Consider the following 15866-nt stretch of genomic DNA (forward strand, 5'->3'; position numbering starts at 1 on the left):
GCCACAAAGAGAAACCAGGAGACAACCATGACGTTCCCCACCGCCGTCAAGATCGTCGAAGTCGGCCCGCGCGACGGGCTGCAGAACGAGAAGACCTTCGTGCCGACCGACGTGAAGATCGCGCTCGTCGACCGGCTGTCGCGCGCCGGCTTCCGCAACGTCGAGGCCGCGTCGTTCGTGTCGCCGAAATGGGTGCCGCAGATGGCCGACGGCGCCGACGTGATGGCCGGCATCGAGCGTCGCCCGGGCACCGTGTACTCGGTGCTCACGCCGAACCTGAAGGGCTTCGAGAATGCGGTCGCGGCACGGGCCGACGAAGTCGTGATCTTCGGCGCGGCGAGCGAGGCGTTCTCGCAGCGGAACATCAACTGCAACATCGCCGAGAGCATCGCGCGCTTCGAGCCCGTCGCGAAAGCCGCGAAGGATGCGGGCCTGCGGCTGCGCGGCAGCGTGTCGTGCACGCTCGGCTGCCCGTACCAGGGCGAGGTGCCGGTCGCGTCGGTGGTCGACGTCGTCGAACGGTTCGCCGCGCTCGGCTGCGACGAGATCGACATCGCCGACACGATCGGCGTCGGCACGCCGAAGCGCACGCGCGAAGTGCTCGCGGCCGTCACGCGCGTGTTCCCGCGCGAACGCCTGTCGGGTCACTTCCACGACACCTACGGCCAGGCGCTCGCGAACATCTACGCGGCGCTGTTCGAAGGGATCGAGATCTTTCACGCATCGGTCGCGGGCCTCGGCGGCTGCCCGTACGCGAAGGGCGCGACCGGCAACGTCGCGACCGAGGACGTGCTGTACCTGATGCAGGGCCTCGGCATCGAAACCGGCATCGACCTCGCACAGGTCGTCGCCGCCGGCGATTTCATCTCGAACGCGATCGGCCGCGCGAACGTGTCGCGCGCCGGTCGTGCACTGCTCGCCAAGGCGCAGAGCGCGGCCGACGCCGAGAACTGCGTCTGATCACCTCGTTCCACGGATTCCCCGACATGACGACACCCGCTTCATTCGATTCCCTCCCCGATTCCGCGCGACGCGTCGCGCTGCTGCTGCGCGAGCGCGGCCATGCGAAAGGCATCGTGATGCTCGCCGAAACCGGCAAGACGTCGGCCGAGGCCGCGGCCGGGCTCGGCTGCTCGGTCGCGCAGATCGCAAAGTCGATCCTGTTTCGCCGGCAGGCCGACGGCGCGCCCGTGCTGGTGATTGCGAGCGGCGTCAACCGCGTGGACGAAAGGAAGGTCGCCGAACAGGTCGGCCCGGTCGGCCGCGCGGACGCGAAGTTCGTGCGCGACAACACCGGCTATGCGATCGGCGGCGTCTGCCCGATCGGCCATCTGGTCGAACCCGTCACGCTGATCGACGCCGATCTGCTCGCGCTCGACAGCCTGTGGGCCGCCGCCGGCCATCCGCACGCGGTGTTCAACCTGTCGCCGCACGAACTCGTGTCGCTCACCGGCGCGCCGGTCGCGGACGTCGCGTTGCGGGAGTCCGCATGAGCGACGTGACGATGCCGGTCGCCACGGTCGCGTCGCCGTGCACCGACGTCTGCCGGATCGATCCGCGCACCGACTGGTGCGCGGGCTGCCTGCGCACGCGCGGCGAGATCAAGGGATGGCGTACGTCGGACGACGACGCGCGGCGCGCGCTGCTCGCGCGGCTCGACGCACGGCGGCGCCTGATCGCAGGCAGCGAGACATAAAAAAAAGCCGTTCAGCCTCACGGGCGAACGGCATCGAGATCGGAATCCTGTGAACGTGATCAACGTCACAGCCCGCATCATACGAGCGACGCGGCCGCATCGCATCGGGTGTTTCCCTACAACTTCTTACAGCGCTTTTCCGAGTGCGCGCGGCGTCCGCTGGGCGTCGTTTCAAGCGCAATCTCCGTTCCCGACTCGCCCCTTCGACGGCCGCTGCATGAGCCCGCCGCGGCGCCGAATCGTCTGACCGTATCAGTTGCCGACCGCCGTGCGACGCGCCGGCACGATGCGCCAGCCGAGGTTCACGCCGGCCGCCGCGAGCAGGATCAAGAGCGCGCCGACCACCTGCGTCCACGCGAGCGTCTGCCCGAACGCGACGCGATCGACGACGATCGCGACGACCGGATAGACGAACGACAGCGCGCCCGTCATCGCGGTCGGCAGCTTCTGGACCGCGCCGTACAGCAGCACGTACATCAGCCCGGTGTTGACGATGCCCAGCACGATCAGGTCGGCCCATTGCCCGACCGTCGCCGGCAAGGTGTCGAAGTGTGCGAACGGCGCAAGCAGCAGGACGCCGAGGCCGACCTGCAGCAGTGCGAGCAGATGCGGCGGCGTGCCCTTCAGGTGCTTCGTGATGATCGACGAGATCGCATACAGGAACGCCGCACCGAGCGACAGCGCGACCCCTTCCAGGTATTCGCCGGGCACCGCGAGCACGGCCGGCTCCACGCGCACCACGAACACCAGCCCCGCGAACGCGAGCACGAGCCACGCGACCGTCGACGCGGTGATCCGCTCGCGGAACACGATGGCGCCGAGCGCGACGAGCATGAACGGCTGGGTGTTGTAGACAGCGGTCGCCATCGAGATCGACGCGCGCGAATAGGCGGCGAAGAGCAGCAGCCAGTTCGCGACGATCGCGAGGCTGCCGAACATCGTGAGCACGAGCATCCGCGGCGAGAACAGGGAGCGGCGCAGGAAACCGAACGCCGCACAGACGATCGCGAGCGTCGCCGTGCCGAATACGCAGCGGAAGAACACGACATTGGTCAGCGGCTGCTGCGACGACATCACGAGCCAGCCGATCGTGCCGGACATCAGCATCGCGACGATCATCTCGGCGGCGCCGCGGCGAATTTCATTCGTGGCCATCAGGAACTCCGTTGAAGAGAGTGGATGACTTCGATTCTAGAAACTTGCTTTCGCCGCAACCACGGCTAAACTGAAGTGAATCAGCCGATTCACCTTCGAAAGCAAAGCAATCATGCCGAAACGCCTTTCCCCGCCTGCCGTCGCGTCGCTCGACGCGACCGACCGCGCGATCGTCGCCGCGCTGGCCGACGACGCCCGCATCGCGACCAGCGAACTCGCCCGGCAGATCGGGTTGTCGGCGCCCGCGACAGCCGACCGCGTGCGGCGGCTCGAGGCGCAAGGCGTGATCGCCGCGTTCACCGTCGAGCTCGACCCGCGCGCGCTCGGCTACACGCTGCAGGCGATCGTCCGCGTGAAGCCGCTGCCGGGCCAGTTGCATCTGGTCGAGGAGTTGCTGCGGCGGATTCCCGAATTCGTCGAATGCGACAAGGTCACCGGCGACGACTGCTTCATCTGCCGGCTCTACCTGCGCACGATCGAGCATCTCGACGACATCCTGTCGAAGGTGACGGAGCGCGCGGAGACGAGCACCGCGATCGTGAAATCGACGCCCGTGCCGCGCCGCCTGCCGCCGCTCGCCGAAGACGAGCACGCGCACCGCTGAGCCGCGAGCGGCACGCCCCGCCGAGGCGCGGGCGACCCGCGCCGGCCGCCTGCAGGCACCGTCACGCAGCCGCGTCGCGCGCGTCGAAGAACGCGAGCAGTTCGTCGATCAGCGCGGCGGGCGCCTCTTCCGGAATGTAGTGCCCGCACTCGAGCGCACGGCCGCTGACGTCGCGCGCGACGCGCCGCCATTCGTCGAGCGGATCGAAGCAGCGGCCGACGATCCCGTGCTCGCCCCACAGCACGCGCAGCGGGCACGCGACCTTGTTGCCGCGTTCGAGATCCGCACGGTCGTGCTCGAGATCGATCGTCGCCGACGCGCGGTAGTCCTCGCACATCGCGTGCACGGCGCCCGGCTGCGCGAGCGCCGCCCGGTACGCGTCGAGCGCCTCCGGCGCGAACGGCGCCAGCCCGGCCGACCGGTTGCCCATCACGCGCTCGATGTACGCATCGGTGTGCGCGCCGACCAGCGTCTCGGGCAGCGGCTCGGGCTGGATCAGGAAGAACCAGTGGAAATACGCGGTCGCGAACGCGCGATCGGTTTTCTCGTACATCGCGAGCGTCGGCGCGATGTCGAGCAGCATCATCCGCTCGACGGCATCCGCGTGATCGAGCGCGAGCCGGTGCGCGACCCGCGCGCCGCGATCGTGCGCGCATACGTGGAAATGCTCGAAGCCGAAATGCCGCATCACGGCGACCTGGTCCGCCGCCATCGCGCGTTTCGAATACGGCGTGTGCCGCGCGTCGCTCGGCGGCCGGCCCGATGCGCCGTAGCCGCGCAGGTCGGTGGCGATCACCGTGAAGTGATCCGCGAGCGTCGCGGCAACACGATGCCAGATCATGTGGGTCTGCGGATGGCCGTGCAGCAACAGCAGCGGCGGCCCCGTGCCTCCTTTGACACCGAAAATGTCGGTGTCCTGCACCGTCACGCGAAACGGTGCAAACGCCTCAAACGACATGGTTTGTTTCTCGTTGGTTTGTTATGGCGGCTATTTTAGGAGCGCCGGCGCGTCTTCACAGCGGGGTAAGCACCCGAAACCATAGAAAGAGAACACTCACTCGATTGCCGGCACACCGCGCAGTTTGTTAAGCTCGCGTAGAATCGCACGACCGTTCGTATTAATATGAACGAACGCATTCCACAGCTACACTCGAATCACCGTCCGACCGCAACGCCCCCGGAGACTGGAGACATCACATGGCATTGCCCACCGTCCTGCAGAACCTGACGCTCCCCGTCATCGCGTCGCCGATGTTCATCGTCAGCTACCCCGAACTCGTGCTCGCGCAATGCAAGGCGGGCATCGTCGGCTCGTTCCCCGCGCTCAACGCGCGCCCGGCCGAACTGCTCGACGAGTGGCTCACGCAGATCCAGTCGGAACTCGCCGACCACAAGGCGAAACATCCCGATGCGGTGATCGGCCCGATCGCGGTCAACCAGATCGTCCACCAGTCGAACGCGCGGCTCGAACACGACGTGCGCGTGTGCGTCGAGCACAAGGTGCCGATCTTCATCACGAGCCTGCGCGCACCGGCGCGCGAGATCGTCGACGCGGTGCACAGCTACGGCGGCATCGTGCTGCACGACGTGATCAACCTGCGCCACGCGCAGAAGGCGCTCGAAGCGGGCGTCGACGGGCTGATCCTCGTCGCGGCCGGCGCCGGCGGCCACGCGGGCACGACGTCGCCGTTCGCGCTGGTCGGCGAAGTCCGCAAGATCTTCGACGGTCCGATCGTGCTGTCCGGCTCGATCGCGAACGGCGGCTCGATCCTCGCCGCGCAAGCGATGGGCGCCGACTTCGCGTACATGGGCACGCGTTTCATCGCGACGCAGGAAGCGCACGCGATCGACGACTACAAGCACGCGATCCTGAACGCGAAATCGTCGGACATCATCTACACGAACCTCTTCACGGGCGTGCACGGCAACTACATCCGCGAGAGCATCGAGAAGGCCGGCCTCGATCCGGACGCGCTGCCGGAATCCGACAAGACCAAGATGAATTTCGGCAGCGACAAGACGAAGGCGTGGAAGGACATCTGGGGTGCGGGCCAGGGCGTCGGCCTGATGGACGACCTGCCGAGCGTGGGTGCGCTCGTCGAGCGGCTCAAGCGCGAATACGACGACGCGAAGGCGCGGCTCGGCATCCCGCGCTGACGGAGGCGGCGGCCATCGCGGCCGCCATCGACGCGAAATCGTCGAGCCAGGCAAAAAGCGCGAACCGCAGCGGTTCGCGCTTTTTTTATTGCCCCGCCGCGGCGGACGATGCGGGTCAGACCGCGCGCTTCATCCGCGTGATCGGCAGCACGCGCAGACGCGCTTCGATCGACGGGCACAACGACTGCCCTTCGAAGCGCGCGGCAAGGAAGTCGACGAACGAGCGCACCTTCGCGGACACGTGACGACGGCTCGCGTACACCGCGTAGATCGGCGCCTCGTGCGGCGGCACCGAATCGAGCAGCACCGGCACGAGCCGGCCCGACTCGATGTCGTCGCCGACCACTTCGGTGCCGAGCAGCGCGATGCCCGCGCCGGCGAGCACGGCCGCGCGCAGCCCTTCGAGATGGTTCACGATCAGGTTGCCGTTCAGGCTCACGCGCGACGCGGCGGCCGCGTCGATCACCAGCGAATCGAGCATCGTCGAATTCGAATCGCGCCGCAGGTAGTTGTGGTTCGCGAGATCGGCGATCGTCTGCGGCGTGCCACGCTTCTCGAGATACTCGGGCGACGCGACCAGCAGGATGTGCGCGGTCGCGATCTGGCGCGCGACCAGCGACGACGATTTCAGGCCGTTCGGCGCCGCGCGCACCGCGACGTCGTAGCCTTCCTCGATCAGGTCGACCACGCGATCGGAGAGCGTCATGTCGACCGTCACGTCCGGGAACCGACCCGCGTAATCGGTGACGGCCTGCATCACGTGCCGCAGCCCGAACGCGGACAGCGACGTCACGCGCAGCCGGCCCTGCGGCACCACGCTCGCGGCGCCGACGGCCTGACCGGCCTCGTCGAGTTCGGACAGCGCCTGCACGAGGCGCTCATAGTATTCACGTCCGGCCTCGGTGGGCGCGACGCGTCGTGTCGTGCGATGCAGCAGCCGCGCGCCGAGCTGCTGCTCGAGGTGCATCACGTGCTTGCTCGCCATCGCCGCCGACATCTGCATGCGCTCCGCCGCGCCGACGAAGCTGCCCACTTCGACGACGTAGCGAAACACATTCATGCTGACGAGGGTATCCATCGAACTAGCTCGCAATCCCGGGGGAATCAACCAATTACGAGATAGGGTAACAAAGGCGAGGAAACAGAAAGGTCAAGAAAGGCAAAACGGCGCCGCGGGTGGCGGCGCCGTTTCGGGCGGGAAAACATGCAGCCAAAACGCGCGATTGACGCGCGCAGCCGGCGCGCCGATCGCGCGTGCGCGTCAGAACTTCGCGCGGATGCCTGCGCCGAACGTGTTGCCGGTCGACAGGCCGCTGATGTGGTCGTTCATGTAGGCCGCGTAGACGTCGGTGCGCTTGGACAGCGGATAGTCGTAGCCGACGGCCCAGGTCTGGCGCGTCTGGTCGAGGCCGCCCGCGTCGCGCGAGTACGCATACGACGCCATCGCGTTGCCCACGCCGAGCGGCACCGACACGCCGCCCTGCGCGGTGTTCACGTGCCAGCTGCCCGCGACCTGGTCGTTCTTCGTGTACATGTACTGGCCGAACAGCTTCACGAGCTTCAGGTCGTAGGTCGCGCCGACCAGCGCGATGCCCTGGCTCTTCATGCCGGTCACGAGCGCGCTCAGATCCTGCGGGCCGTTGTTGAAGTTCACGTACTGATAGACGGCGGTCGCCGCGAACGGGCCGTTCGCATAGTTGAACTGCGCGCTCCACTTCTTCGAACGGTTGTCGCCGGCCTGGTTGCCGAGTGCGTACATCGCGCCGAAATTCAGGCCACCGAACGAAGGCGACGTGTACGACAGCGCGTTGTTCCAGCCCGAATCGCCGACCGCGCCCTGGTCGCTCGGATAGGTCGGGAACGTGCCGAGGCCGAGGAACACGTGGTACACCATCGGCGAGAAGGTGTACGAGTCGTAGAACGGGTTGAACAGGATCGTCGACAGGAACAGGTGCGTCGTCAGGCGGCCTGCCGTCACCGTGCCGTACGGCGAGCTGATGCCGACGTACGCGTTGCGCGCGAAGAACGTGTCGCCCTGGAAGCGGCCGTACTGGCCGTTCTGCGCGCGGAAGAAGCTCTCCATCGTGAAGATCGCCTTGTAGCCGCCGCCGAGGTCCTCCGCGCCGTGCAGGCCCCAGTACGACGTCGACATGCCGCCGCCCGACACGTTCCACGCACGATTGCCGCCCGGGAACTTGGTGGCGCCGACCCATTCGTCGACCTGACCGTAGAGCGAGACGCTCGACTGCGCATGGACGGGTGCGGCGGCCGCCACGCAGGCGGCTGCGGCGATCAGCTTGACGGACGTGCGCGACGCACGGCGAGCGAATGCTTTCATGGGATCTCCAGGTTTTGTCGAATAGTCGATAAGTGGCGCGAGCGTTGTTTTTTGGAGCCGAGTGCTTGCGTCGTATGGGGCGCAGCCATCTTTACGGATCATTCGTCCGGTCAAAATTGCGCACACTTATTGCTGGTATAGCGCCAGCCTTAACTTCGCGGAACGTATCCATGGCCGGATGCACGGCGGCGGCCCGGCGCGAACGCGGTCGCACGGGCGGGCGGCGGCGTGGCATGCGCGTGCCGGGCGCGAAAGATAGCGCAATGCGGCGGGAAAATCAGCGGAAATCTGCGCGCGACTGTGGCGAATTCGCATCAGCCGGCGGGGGGACGCGCGCCGGGGCGCTTAGTTTCGGTAGAACGGGGAGAAAAACGGCGAGTGCGCAGGCTCTTCCTGCGAGCGGGGCGGCGGCATCGGACGACCGCCGCGCTCCTCGTTGTAGCGGGCGACGTCGGCGCGGATCGAACCGGCGCGCAGCGGGACGTTGCCGCCGCCCGGCGGGCGCGGCATCTGGCGGACCTCGGCGCTGATCGGCCGATACGGGCTTTGCGCGGCGTAGTGGCCGTACGACGGCGTCGGGCGCAGCCCCCAGCGGGAGCCGGAGCCGCTGACGCCGCCGGGACGTACGCCGGCAGGCGGCGCGGCGCGGCGCCAGACGGGACCGCCGGCGGCCGCCTGGCCGTACGCGCGCATGTCGCCGCTACCGAAGCCGTGGCCGCCGAACCCGTGACCGCCATGGGGCGGCTGGGCGAGCGCGAGCGGCATCAGCAGCGTGCCGAGCACGCCTGCCACCCATCGTCCGATCTTCCGTTTCACCCGTTCCGTCATCGTTCCGTGCCCATCGACGCCCGCCGTCGGCTCCTTTCGGCCGACCCAAGGCTTTCAGCAGTAATTTATGAGCGGGCGGAAAGTGTGTCGAGCCAAAAAGTGTTATGTCGCCGGCATCGGTGTAACACCATGTTACTGCTAGGTTTTTTCACTTCGGGGCGCGATCGCGACAGAACATTCTTCTGCTGTTTTGCGGGGGGCCGGACAGGTGTGGCGGACGCCATTGCATGCAACGGATTCATCAATCGATTCGCACAATGAATTTGTGTAGTGAATCGCCAACCGCGACAATGACGCCATCCGCGCGCGCGACGCGCGCCTTTGCCGCCCGTGCTGTTTCCGAATCGAGTTCCCGATGGCCCGTCCCCGTTTTCTTCCCGACAACTTCACGCTCGCGCTGGTCGGCACCGTCGTGCTCGCGAGCCTGCTGCCCTGCCGCGGCCCGGCCGCCCATGCGTTCAACTGGGCGACCAACATCGCGGTCGGCCTGCTGTTTTTCCTGCACGGCGCGAAACTGTCGCGCGAAGCCGTCGTCGCCGGCGCGACCCACTGGCGGCTGCACGCGGTCGTGCTGCTCAGCACGTTCGCGCTGTTCCCGCTGCTCGGCCTCGCGCTGAAGCCCGTGCTGCAGCCGCTCGTCACGCCGACGCTGTATGCGGGCGTGCTGTTCCTGTGCACGCTGCCGTCGACGGTCCAGTCGTCGATCGCGTTCACGTCGATCGCGAAGGGCAACGTGCCGGCCGCCGTGTGCGCGGCATCCGCGTCGAGCCTGCTCGGGATCTTCGTCACGCCGGCGCTCGTCGGGCTGATGATCACGTCGCAATCGGCCGCCGCCGCGTCGCCGTGGAGCACCGTCGGCAGCATCGTGATGCAGTTGCTCGTGCCGTTCATCGCCGGCCAGTTGCTGCGGCCCGTGATCGGCGGCTGGATCGACCGCAACCGCGGCGTGCTGCGCTTCGTCGACCAGGGTTCGATCCTGCTGGTCGTCTACGTCGCGTTCAGCGAGGCCGTCAACGAGGGGCTGTGGCACCAGATTCCGCCGCGCGCGCTCGGCGGGCTGCTGGCCGTCAACCTCGTGCTGCTCGCGATCGCGCTGCTGCTGACCGCGTTCGTCAGCAAGCGGCTCGGCTTCAACCGAGCCGACCAGATCACGATCATCTTCTGCGGCTCGAAGAAGAGCCTCGCGGCCGGCGTGCCGATGGCGAAGGTGATCTTCTCGGCGAACGCGGTCGGCGCGATCGTGCTGCCGCTGATGCTGTTCCATCAGATCCAGCTGATGGCGTGCGCGGCGCTCGCGCAGCGCTGGGGCGCGCGCGACACGAGCGGCGAGCAGGACGAGGGGGATGCGACGGCCACGTCGGGCGCGTTGAGTACCGGCAAGCGCTGACGTGTCTCCGGGGGGCCGGATGGCCGCCGCTGGCGGCCTCCTGCCTCCTGCCTCCTGCCTCCTGCCTTCCGCCCCTTCCAGCCGCACCCCAACGCGCTCGCGGCGCGATGCACCAACAACGCCCATCGCGTCACGAAATCTTCATTCAATTCTCCGCGAGCGGTGCCGTTAAGTCGGGCGTCCCGTCGATTCGGCTGCCCTCGCCCATGCCCGCGCTTCCCTCCGATTCCGCTGTCGCCCGCACCACGCGCCTGATCGCGGATCGCGCGCTCGCCGCCGTGTTCCAGCCGATCGTCGACCTCGGGTCGGGGACGGTCGTCGGTTACGAGGGGCTGATCCGCGGCCCGCGCGGCACCGACCTCGAACCACCCGCCGCGCTGTTCGCGCAGGCCGCGCGCGAAGGCGAAACCATCGCGCTCGAACGGGCCGCCGCGCTCACCTGCCTCGACGCGTTCGCGGCGCTCGGCTGCGACGGCAAGCTGTTCCTCAATTTCAGCGCGGGCACGATCCTCACGCTCGCCAGCGAACGCGAGCGCACCCGCCAGTTTCTCGGCCGTGCGCGCGTCGGCGCCGAGCGCATCGTGATCGAGCTCACCGAGCAGAACGCGATTCCCGACGTCGCGCACATCGGGCCGGCGGTCGCGTCGCTGCGCGACGCCGGCATCCAGTTCGCGCTCGACGACTACGGCACCGCGAACGCGAGCATGAACCTGTGGCTGCGCCTGCATCCGGACGTCGTGAAGATCGACCGTTTCTTCATCCACGACATCGCGCGCGACCCGCTCAAGTTCGAAGCGGTGAAGGCGATGCAGCACTTCGCGCAGGCGAGCGGCGCGCAGCTGATCGCGGAAGGCATCGAGAACGAATGCGACCTGATCGTCGTGCGCGACATGGGCATCTGCTGCGTGCAGGGCTTCCTGCTCGGCCGGCCGAACGCGCAGCCGTCGCGGGTGGTCGCGCCGGCCGCGCGCGACGCGATCCGCGCGCCGCACATCGCGGTGTTTCCCGGCGTGACGCGCGCGGTGCGGCCGGCCGGCACGATCGCCGGGAAGATGCTCGTACCCGCCCCGGCGCTGCCGCGCGACGCGACCAGCAACGACGTGCTCGAGCTGTTCAACCGGATGCCCGACCTGCACGCGGTCGCGCTCGTCGAGCGCGGGCGGCCCGTCGCGCTCGTGAATCGCCGCGGCTTCATCGACCGTTTCGCGCTGCCGTATCACCGCGAGGTGTTCGGCAAGAAACCGTGCCTGCAGTTCGCGAACGATGCGCCGCTGATGATCGACGTCGCGACGACCTTCGAGCAGCTCGCGCTGCTGCTCGCGAGCCACGACCAGCGCTATCTCGCGGACGGCTTCGTGATCACCGACCACGGCCGCTATGTCGGGCTCGGCACCGGCGAGAGCCTCGTGCGCGCGGTGACCGAGATGCGCATCGAGGCCGCGCGCTACGCGAATCCGCTGACGTTCCTGCCCGGCAACATCCCGATCAGCGCGCACATCGACCGCCTGCTCCAGCGCGACGCCGGCTTTCATGCGTGCTACGTCGACCTGAACCAGTTCAAGCCGTTCAACGACCAGTACGGCTACTGGCAGGGCGACGAAGTGTTGAAATTCGCCGCGACGGTGCTGGCCGGCGTGTGCGACCCGCAGCGCGACTTTCTCGGCCACGTCGGCGGCGACGATTTCCTCGTGCTGTTCCAGCGCGACGACTGGCGCGAGCGCGCCGCCGACGCGATCGCGCGCTTCAACGACGGCGCGCAGCTCTTCTACACGCAGGCCGACCGGCAGGCGGGCGGGTTGCGCGGCGAGGATCGCCACGGCAACCCGGCGTTCTTCGGCTTCGTGACGATGGCGATCGGCGCGGTCGGCGTGCCGGCCGGCGCGCACGGCGCCAAACGCTACGGCAGCGACGAGATCGCGTCGGTCGCGGCGCTCGCGAAGCGGCGGGCGAAGCAGCAGCCGGACGGGCTCGCGGTCGTCGATCTCGATGCCGGCCGCGCCGCGCTGCGCCATCGCGGCGAACCGCCGGCCGTGGCGGTGGCGGCAGGCTGAACCGCGCGCTGCCGCGGACGCACGGAACAGCTAGACGCCTGCGCACCGTGCGAGGAAACCGATGCCGGTGCGACGCAAGGTTCGGCGGTTGCGCCGCCGGCCCTCATCGTCGCGCGCGAAGTCCACGGGGCAGCACGCCTTCATGCGCGCCGCCGGCCCGCGCTCCTTCCGCTGTTTCCCGCGGCACCGTCGATGCCGCCCGATACCCGCACACGCACCTTGCCTTTTTCGCGTTTTGTTTAGTATTTTTAGTAACGGCGTTTTCGCAGATTAGCGCTTAAAAACCCGTTATTTTCGGGTATTCCCCGGTTATCCGGCCCGAATTCGGCGATGCGTTTTACTATACAATCGCTTTCACCCTAAACAAACCGGACCCCGAACGATGGGTACGACCATTCGCGATGTGGCGCGGGCGGCAGAGGTCTCGATCGGCACCGTCTCCCGCGCGCTGAAAAACCAGCCGGGCCTGTCCGAAGCGACGCGTGCGCGCATCGTCGAGATCGCGCAGCAGCTCGGCTACGATCCCGCGCAGTTGCGGCCGCGCATCCGCCGGCTCACCTTCCTGCTGCACCGCCAGCACAACCGCTTTCCGGCCAGCCCGTTCTTCTCGCACGTGCTGCACGGCGTCGAGGACGCCTGCCGCGAGCGCGGCATCGTGCCGACGCTGCTCACGGTCGGCCCGAACGACGACGTGCTGCGCCAGATGCGTCCGCACGCGCCCGACGCGATCGCGGTGGCCGGCTTCATCGAGCCCGAGACGATCGAGGCGCTCGCCGCCACCGGCCGGCCGCTCGTGCTGATCGACCTGTGGGCGCCCGGGTTGCGCTCGGTCAACATCGACAACGCGACGGGCGCGGCGCTCGCGATGCGCCACCTGCTCGCCACCGGCCGCTCGCGGATCGCCTTCATCGGCGGCTCGCCCGCGCACTACAGCATCGCGCAGCGCGCGATCGGCTACCGGCGCGCGTTCTTCGAAGCCGGGCGGCTGTTCGATCCCGCCTACGAAGTGACGATCGACGCGGGGCTCGACCCGGACACGGGCGCCGCGCGCGCGATGGAGCAACTGCTCGACGCGCCGGGCCCGCGCCCCGAAGCCGTGTTCGCATACAACGACGCGGCCGCGCTGGCCGCGCAGCGCGTGTGCACCGCGCGCGGCCTGCGGATTCCGGACGACATCGCGATCGTCGGCTTCGACAACATCCCGGCCGCCGCGCACGCGAGCCCGCCGCTCACGACGCTCGCGGTCGACAAGGAAGCGCTCGGCCGCCGCGGCGTCGAGCTGCTGCTCGCCGAAGCGCCCGAGCGCACCGAGATTTCCCTGCCCGTCGAGCTGATCGTGCGGGCCAGCAGCCAGCCCGCCGGCTCCCCGGCACTCGATACCGTAACGGCCACCGAATCATGAACATGCCTCCGGTCCAACCCTGCACGGCCGCGCCGGCCGCCCACACGCAAGCCGCACCGTTCGTCGCGAGCTTTCGCGATCCGTCGTTCCTGCTGTCGCACATCGAAGACACGCTGCGCTTCTACGCGACCCACGCCTTCGACCCGACGGGCGGCTTCTACCATTACTTCCGCGATGACGGCAGCATCTACAACCGCACGTCGCGCCACCTCGTCAGCAGTTGCCGGTTCGTCTTCAACTACGCGATGGCGTACCGCCATTTCGGCGATCCGCGTCACCTCGACTACGCGCGCCACGGGCTGCACTTCCTGCGCGACGCGCACTGGGACGACACGCTGCAGGGCTACGACTGGGAACTCGACTGGCGCGACGGCGCGAAGCGCGCGACGCTCGACGGCACGCGCCACTGCTACGGGCTCGCGTTCGTGCTGCTCGCGGCCGCGCACGCGACGATGGCCGGCATCGACGAAGCGCGCCCGCTGATCGCCGCCACCTACGAACTCGCCGAGCACCGCTTCTGGGATGCGGCCGCGGGCCTGTATGCGGACGACGCGACGGCGAACTGGAACGTGCCGTCGTATCGCGGCCAGAACGCGAACATGCACATGACGGAAGCGCTGCTCGCCGCGTACGAGGCGACCGGCCACCTCACGTACCTCGATCGCGCGGAAAAGCTCGCCACCCACATCACGCAGCGCCAGGCCGCGCTGTCGGGCGGCCTCGTGTGGGAGCACTACCATGCGGACTGGTCGATCGACTGGGACTACAACAAGGAAGACAGCTCGAACATCTTCCGTCCGTGGGGCTTCCAGCCCGGACACCAGACCGAATGGGCGAAGCTGCTGCTGATCCTCGAGCGGCACCGCCCGCTCGACTGGCTCGCGCCGCGCGCGGCCGAGCTGTTCGACGCGGCGCTCACGCACGCGTGGGACGCCGATCACGGCGGCCTGTACTACGGCTTCGGCCCCGACTTCACGATCTGCGACCACAACAAGTATTTCTGGGTGCAGGCGGAAACCTTCGCGGCGGCCGCGATGCTCGGCGCGCGCACCGGCAGCGAGCGCTTCTGGGACTGGTACGACGAGATCTGGCGCTACAGCTGGGCGCATTTCGTCGATCACCGCTACGGCGCGTGGTACCGGATCCTCACCTGCGACAACCGCAAGTACAGCGACGAGAAAAGCCCGGCCGGCAAGACCGACTATCACACGATGGGCGCCTGCTACGACGTGCTCGCGACCCTCGCGCGCGCGCAACGCAGCGAGCCGACGCAATGAGCGGCGGCACGTTTCCGGCTTTCGTGTCGGCGGGCGACATCCTGACCGACATGGTGCGCGCGGGCGATGCGCAGTGGACGTCGGTGCCGGGCGGCGCCGGCTGGAACGTCGCGCGCGCGGTCGCGCGGCTCGGCGTGCCGAGCGCGCTCGCCGGCGCGATCGGCGAAGACTGCTTCTCCGACGTGCTGTGGCACACGAGCGAAGCGGCCGGGCTCGACCTGCGCTTCCTGCAGCGCGTCGCGCGGCCGCCGCTGCTCGCGATCGTCCACGAGACGCGCCCGCCCGCGTACTTCTTCATCGGCGAAGCGAGCGCCGACCTCGCATTCGATCCCGCCCGGCTGCCGGCCGGCTGGACCGAGCACGTGAAGTGGGCGCATTTCGGCTGCATCAGCCTCGTGCGCGAACCGCTCGCGGGCACGCTGGCCGCGCTCGCGGCCGACCTGCACGCGCGCGGCGTGAAGATCAGCTTCGATCCGAACTGCCGGAACCTGATGACGGCCGCGTACCGGCCGACGCTCGAGAAGATGGCCGCCCTCGCCGACCTGATCAAGGTGTCCGACGAGGACCTGCGGCACCTGTTCGGCGGCGACGGCCCCGACGCGATCGCGGCGGTGCGCGCGCTGAATCCGCGGGCGGCCGTGCTCGTCACGCGCGGCGCGCAGGCGGCGACGCTCTACGCGGACGGCGACGTGCACGAAGCCAGCCCGCCGCGCGTCGAGGTGGCCGACACGGTCGGCGCGGGCGACGCGTCGATCGGCGGGCTGCTGTTCAGCCTGATGGCCGCGCCGCAGCGCGGCTGGCGCGAGCATCTGGCGTTCGCGCTGGCGGCCGGCGCCGCCGCGTGCCGGCACACGGGCGCGCACGCGCCGACGCTCGACGAGGTCGTCGCGCTGCTCGAAGGTTGAAGGGACGTTGAAGGAACGGTGACCGGTCGCTGATCGGTCACCGATAAACCGCACTCACCATGCTGC

Annotated in this window: 15 protein-coding genes; 10 read left to right on the plus strand and 5 right to left on the minus strand. The window is 68.5% G+C overall.

The genetic code is table 11. From position 1 onward, the window contains the following. Positions 1 to 27 precede the first annotated feature (27 nt). From DTA15_RS31480 to DTA15_RS31490, 3 genes are read left to right on the plus strand one after another with little or no spacing between them, the layout of a single operon-like run. Positions 28 to 960, plus strand: a complete 933-nt coding sequence (locus tag DTA15_RS31480; protein ID WP_006488652.1) for a hydroxymethylglutaryl-CoA lyase — start codon at positions 28 to 30, stop codon at positions 958 to 960. A 26-nt stretch (positions 961 to 986) separates the two neighbouring features. Next, on the plus strand, positions 987 to 1493 hold the full coding sequence (locus DTA15_RS31485) for a YbaK/EbsC family protein (protein ID WP_006488642.1): 507 nt from the start codon (positions 987 to 989) through the stop codon (positions 1491 to 1493). Further along, a complete protein-coding gene (locus DTA15_RS31490) occupies positions 1490 to 1696 on the plus strand; it encodes a DUF1289 domain-containing protein (RefSeq protein ID WP_006488644.1) in 207 nt (68 codons plus the stop codon). Before DTA15_RS31485 ends, DTA15_RS31490 begins: the two co-directional genes overlap by 4 nt. Before the next feature lie 252 nt (positions 1697 to 1948). On the opposite strand, the gene DTA15_RS31495 is transcribed toward DTA15_RS31490, so the two are convergent. Continuing rightward, positions 1949 to 2851, minus strand: coding sequence for a DMT family transporter (locus DTA15_RS31495; protein WP_006488637.1), 903 nt, complete (start codon positions 2849 to 2851; stop codon positions 1949 to 1951). Between the two features lie 112 nt (positions 2852 to 2963). On the opposite strand from DTA15_RS31495, the gene DTA15_RS31500 reads away from it, so the two are divergent. After that, the gene (locus tag DTA15_RS31500) at positions 2964 to 3455 is read left to right on the plus strand and encodes an Lrp/AsnC family transcriptional regulator (protein WP_006488649.1); all 492 of its coding nucleotides are present in this window, start codon (positions 2964 to 2966) and stop codon (positions 3453 to 3455) included. A 61-nt stretch (positions 3456 to 3516) separates the two neighbouring features. Here the strand turns inward: DTA15_RS31500 and DTA15_RS31505 are convergent, their stop codons facing one another. Continuing rightward, on the minus strand, positions 3517 to 4413 hold the full coding sequence (locus DTA15_RS31505) for an alpha/beta fold hydrolase (RefSeq protein ID WP_006488641.1): 897 nt from the start codon (positions 4411 to 4413) through the stop codon (positions 3517 to 3519). A gap of 239 nt (positions 4414 to 4652) precedes the next feature. Here DTA15_RS31505 and DTA15_RS31510 point away from each other — a divergent pair, with 239 nt between their 5' ends. Next, positions 4653 to 5612, plus strand: a complete 960-nt coding sequence (locus tag DTA15_RS31510; RefSeq protein ID WP_006488640.1) for an NAD(P)H-dependent flavin oxidoreductase — start codon at positions 4653 to 4655, stop codon at positions 5610 to 5612. A gap of 115 nt (positions 5613 to 5727) precedes the next feature. On the opposite strand, the gene DTA15_RS31515 is transcribed toward DTA15_RS31510, so the two are convergent. The 3 genes from DTA15_RS31515 to DTA15_RS31525 all read right to left on the minus strand — a co-directional run bounded on the left by DTA15_RS31515 (position 5728) and on the right by DTA15_RS31525 (position 8778). Then, a complete protein-coding gene (locus DTA15_RS31515; RefSeq protein WP_006488650.1) occupies positions 5728 to 6690 on the minus strand; it encodes a LysR family transcriptional regulator in 963 nt (320 codons plus the stop codon). A gap of 183 nt (positions 6691 to 6873) precedes the next feature. Continuing rightward, positions 6874 to 7950 carry a porin gene (locus tag DTA15_RS31520; RefSeq protein WP_006488646.1) on the minus strand — a complete coding sequence of 359 codons (1077 nt, stop codon included), beginning with the start codon at positions 7948 to 7950 and terminating at the stop codon, positions 6874 to 6876. 345 nt (positions 7951 to 8295) lie between these two features. Next, entirely contained in the window at positions 8296 to 8778 is a 483-nt protein-coding gene (locus DTA15_RS31525; RefSeq protein WP_012492364.1) for a hypothetical protein, read from the minus strand. A 355-nt stretch (positions 8779 to 9133) separates the two neighbouring features. Here DTA15_RS31525 and DTA15_RS31530 point away from each other — a divergent pair, with 355 nt between their 5' ends. The 5 genes from DTA15_RS31530 to DTA15_RS31555 all read left to right on the plus strand — a co-directional run bounded on the left by DTA15_RS31530 (position 9134) and on the right by DTA15_RS31555 (position 15800). Beyond that, complete coding sequence (locus tag DTA15_RS31530; protein WP_006482179.1) at positions 9134 to 10165, plus strand: bile acid:sodium symporter family protein; 1032 nt, start codon at positions 9134 to 9136, stop codon at positions 10163 to 10165. 206 nt (positions 10166 to 10371) lie between these two features. Next, complete coding sequence (locus tag DTA15_RS31535; protein WP_006482180.1) at positions 10372 to 12216, plus strand: EAL domain-containing protein; 1845 nt, start codon at positions 10372 to 10374, stop codon at positions 12214 to 12216. A 382-nt stretch (positions 12217 to 12598) separates the two neighbouring features. Next, complete coding sequence (locus tag DTA15_RS31545; RefSeq protein ID WP_006482178.1) at positions 12599 to 13618, plus strand: LacI family DNA-binding transcriptional regulator; 1020 nt, start codon at positions 12599 to 12601, stop codon at positions 13616 to 13618. Further along, a complete protein-coding gene (locus tag DTA15_RS31550; RefSeq protein ID WP_006482177.1) occupies positions 13615 to 14895 on the plus strand; it encodes an AGE family epimerase/isomerase in 1281 nt (426 codons plus the stop codon). Before DTA15_RS31545 ends, DTA15_RS31550 begins: the two co-directional genes overlap by 4 nt. After that, entirely contained in the window at positions 14892 to 15800 is a 909-nt protein-coding gene (locus DTA15_RS31555) for a carbohydrate kinase family protein (RefSeq protein ID WP_006495474.1), read from the plus strand. The genes DTA15_RS31550 and DTA15_RS31555 overlap by 4 nt, the downstream gene beginning before the upstream one ends. The last annotated feature ends 66 nt before the right edge of the window (positions 15801 to 15866 follow it).

The organism is Burkholderia cenocepacia (genome assembly GCF_900446215.1).
GTDB classification, from domain to species: domain Bacteria; phylum Pseudomonadota; class Gammaproteobacteria; order Burkholderiales; family Burkholderiaceae; genus Burkholderia; species Burkholderia cenocepacia.

Excerpts from the sequence above, each read along its gene's own strand:
- DTA15_RS31495 (WP_006488637.1), bottom strand. The coding sequence starts at position 2,851 with ATGGCCACGAATGAAATTCGCCGCGGCGCCGCCGAGATGATCGTCGCG.
- DTA15_RS31505 (WP_006488641.1), bottom strand. The coding sequence starts at position 4,413 with ATGTCGTTTGAGGCGTTTGCACCGTTTCGCGTGACGGTGCAGGACACC.
- DTA15_RS31545 (WP_006482178.1), top strand. The coding sequence starts at position 12,599 with ATGGGTACGACCATTCGCGATGTGGCGCGGGCGGCAGAGGTCTCGATC.
- DTA15_RS31550 (WP_006482177.1), top strand. The coding sequence starts at position 13,615 with ATGAACATGCCTCCGGTCCAACCCTGCACGGCCGCGCCGGCCGCCCAC.
- DTA15_RS31535 (WP_006482180.1), top strand. The coding sequence starts at position 10,372 with ATGCCCGCGCTTCCCTCCGATTCCGCTGTCGCCCGCACCACGCGCCTG.
- DTA15_RS31480 (WP_006488652.1), top strand. The coding sequence starts at position 28 with ATGACGTTCCCCACCGCCGTCAAGATCGTCGAAGTCGGCCCGCGCGAC.
- DTA15_RS31490 (WP_006488644.1), top strand. The coding sequence starts at position 1,490 with ATGAGCGACGTGACGATGCCGGTCGCCACGGTCGCGTCGCCGTGCACC.
- DTA15_RS31555 (WP_006495474.1), top strand. The coding sequence starts at position 14,892 with ATGAGCGGCGGCACGTTTCCGGCTTTCGTGTCGGCGGGCGACATCCTG.
- DTA15_RS31500 (WP_006488649.1), top strand. The coding sequence starts at position 2,964 with ATGCCGAAACGCCTTTCCCCGCCTGCCGTCGCGTCGCTCGACGCGACC.
- DTA15_RS31485 (WP_006488642.1), top strand. The coding sequence starts at position 987 with ATGACGACACCCGCTTCATTCGATTCCCTCCCCGATTCCGCGCGACGC.
- DTA15_RS31530 (WP_006482179.1), top strand. The coding sequence starts at position 9,134 with ATGGCCCGTCCCCGTTTTCTTCCCGACAACTTCACGCTCGCGCTGGTC.
- DTA15_RS31515 (WP_006488650.1), bottom strand. The coding sequence starts at position 6,690 with ATGGATACCCTCGTCAGCATGAATGTGTTTCGCTACGTCGTCGAAGTG.
- DTA15_RS31525 (WP_012492364.1), bottom strand. The coding sequence starts at position 8,778 with ATGACGGAACGGGTGAAACGGAAGATCGGACGATGGGTGGCAGGCGTG.
- DTA15_RS31520 (WP_006488646.1), bottom strand. The coding sequence starts at position 7,950 with ATGAAAGCATTCGCTCGCCGTGCGTCGCGCACGTCCGTCAAGCTGATC.
- DTA15_RS31510 (WP_006488640.1), top strand. The coding sequence starts at position 4,653 with ATGGCATTGCCCACCGTCCTGCAGAACCTGACGCTCCCCGTCATCGCG.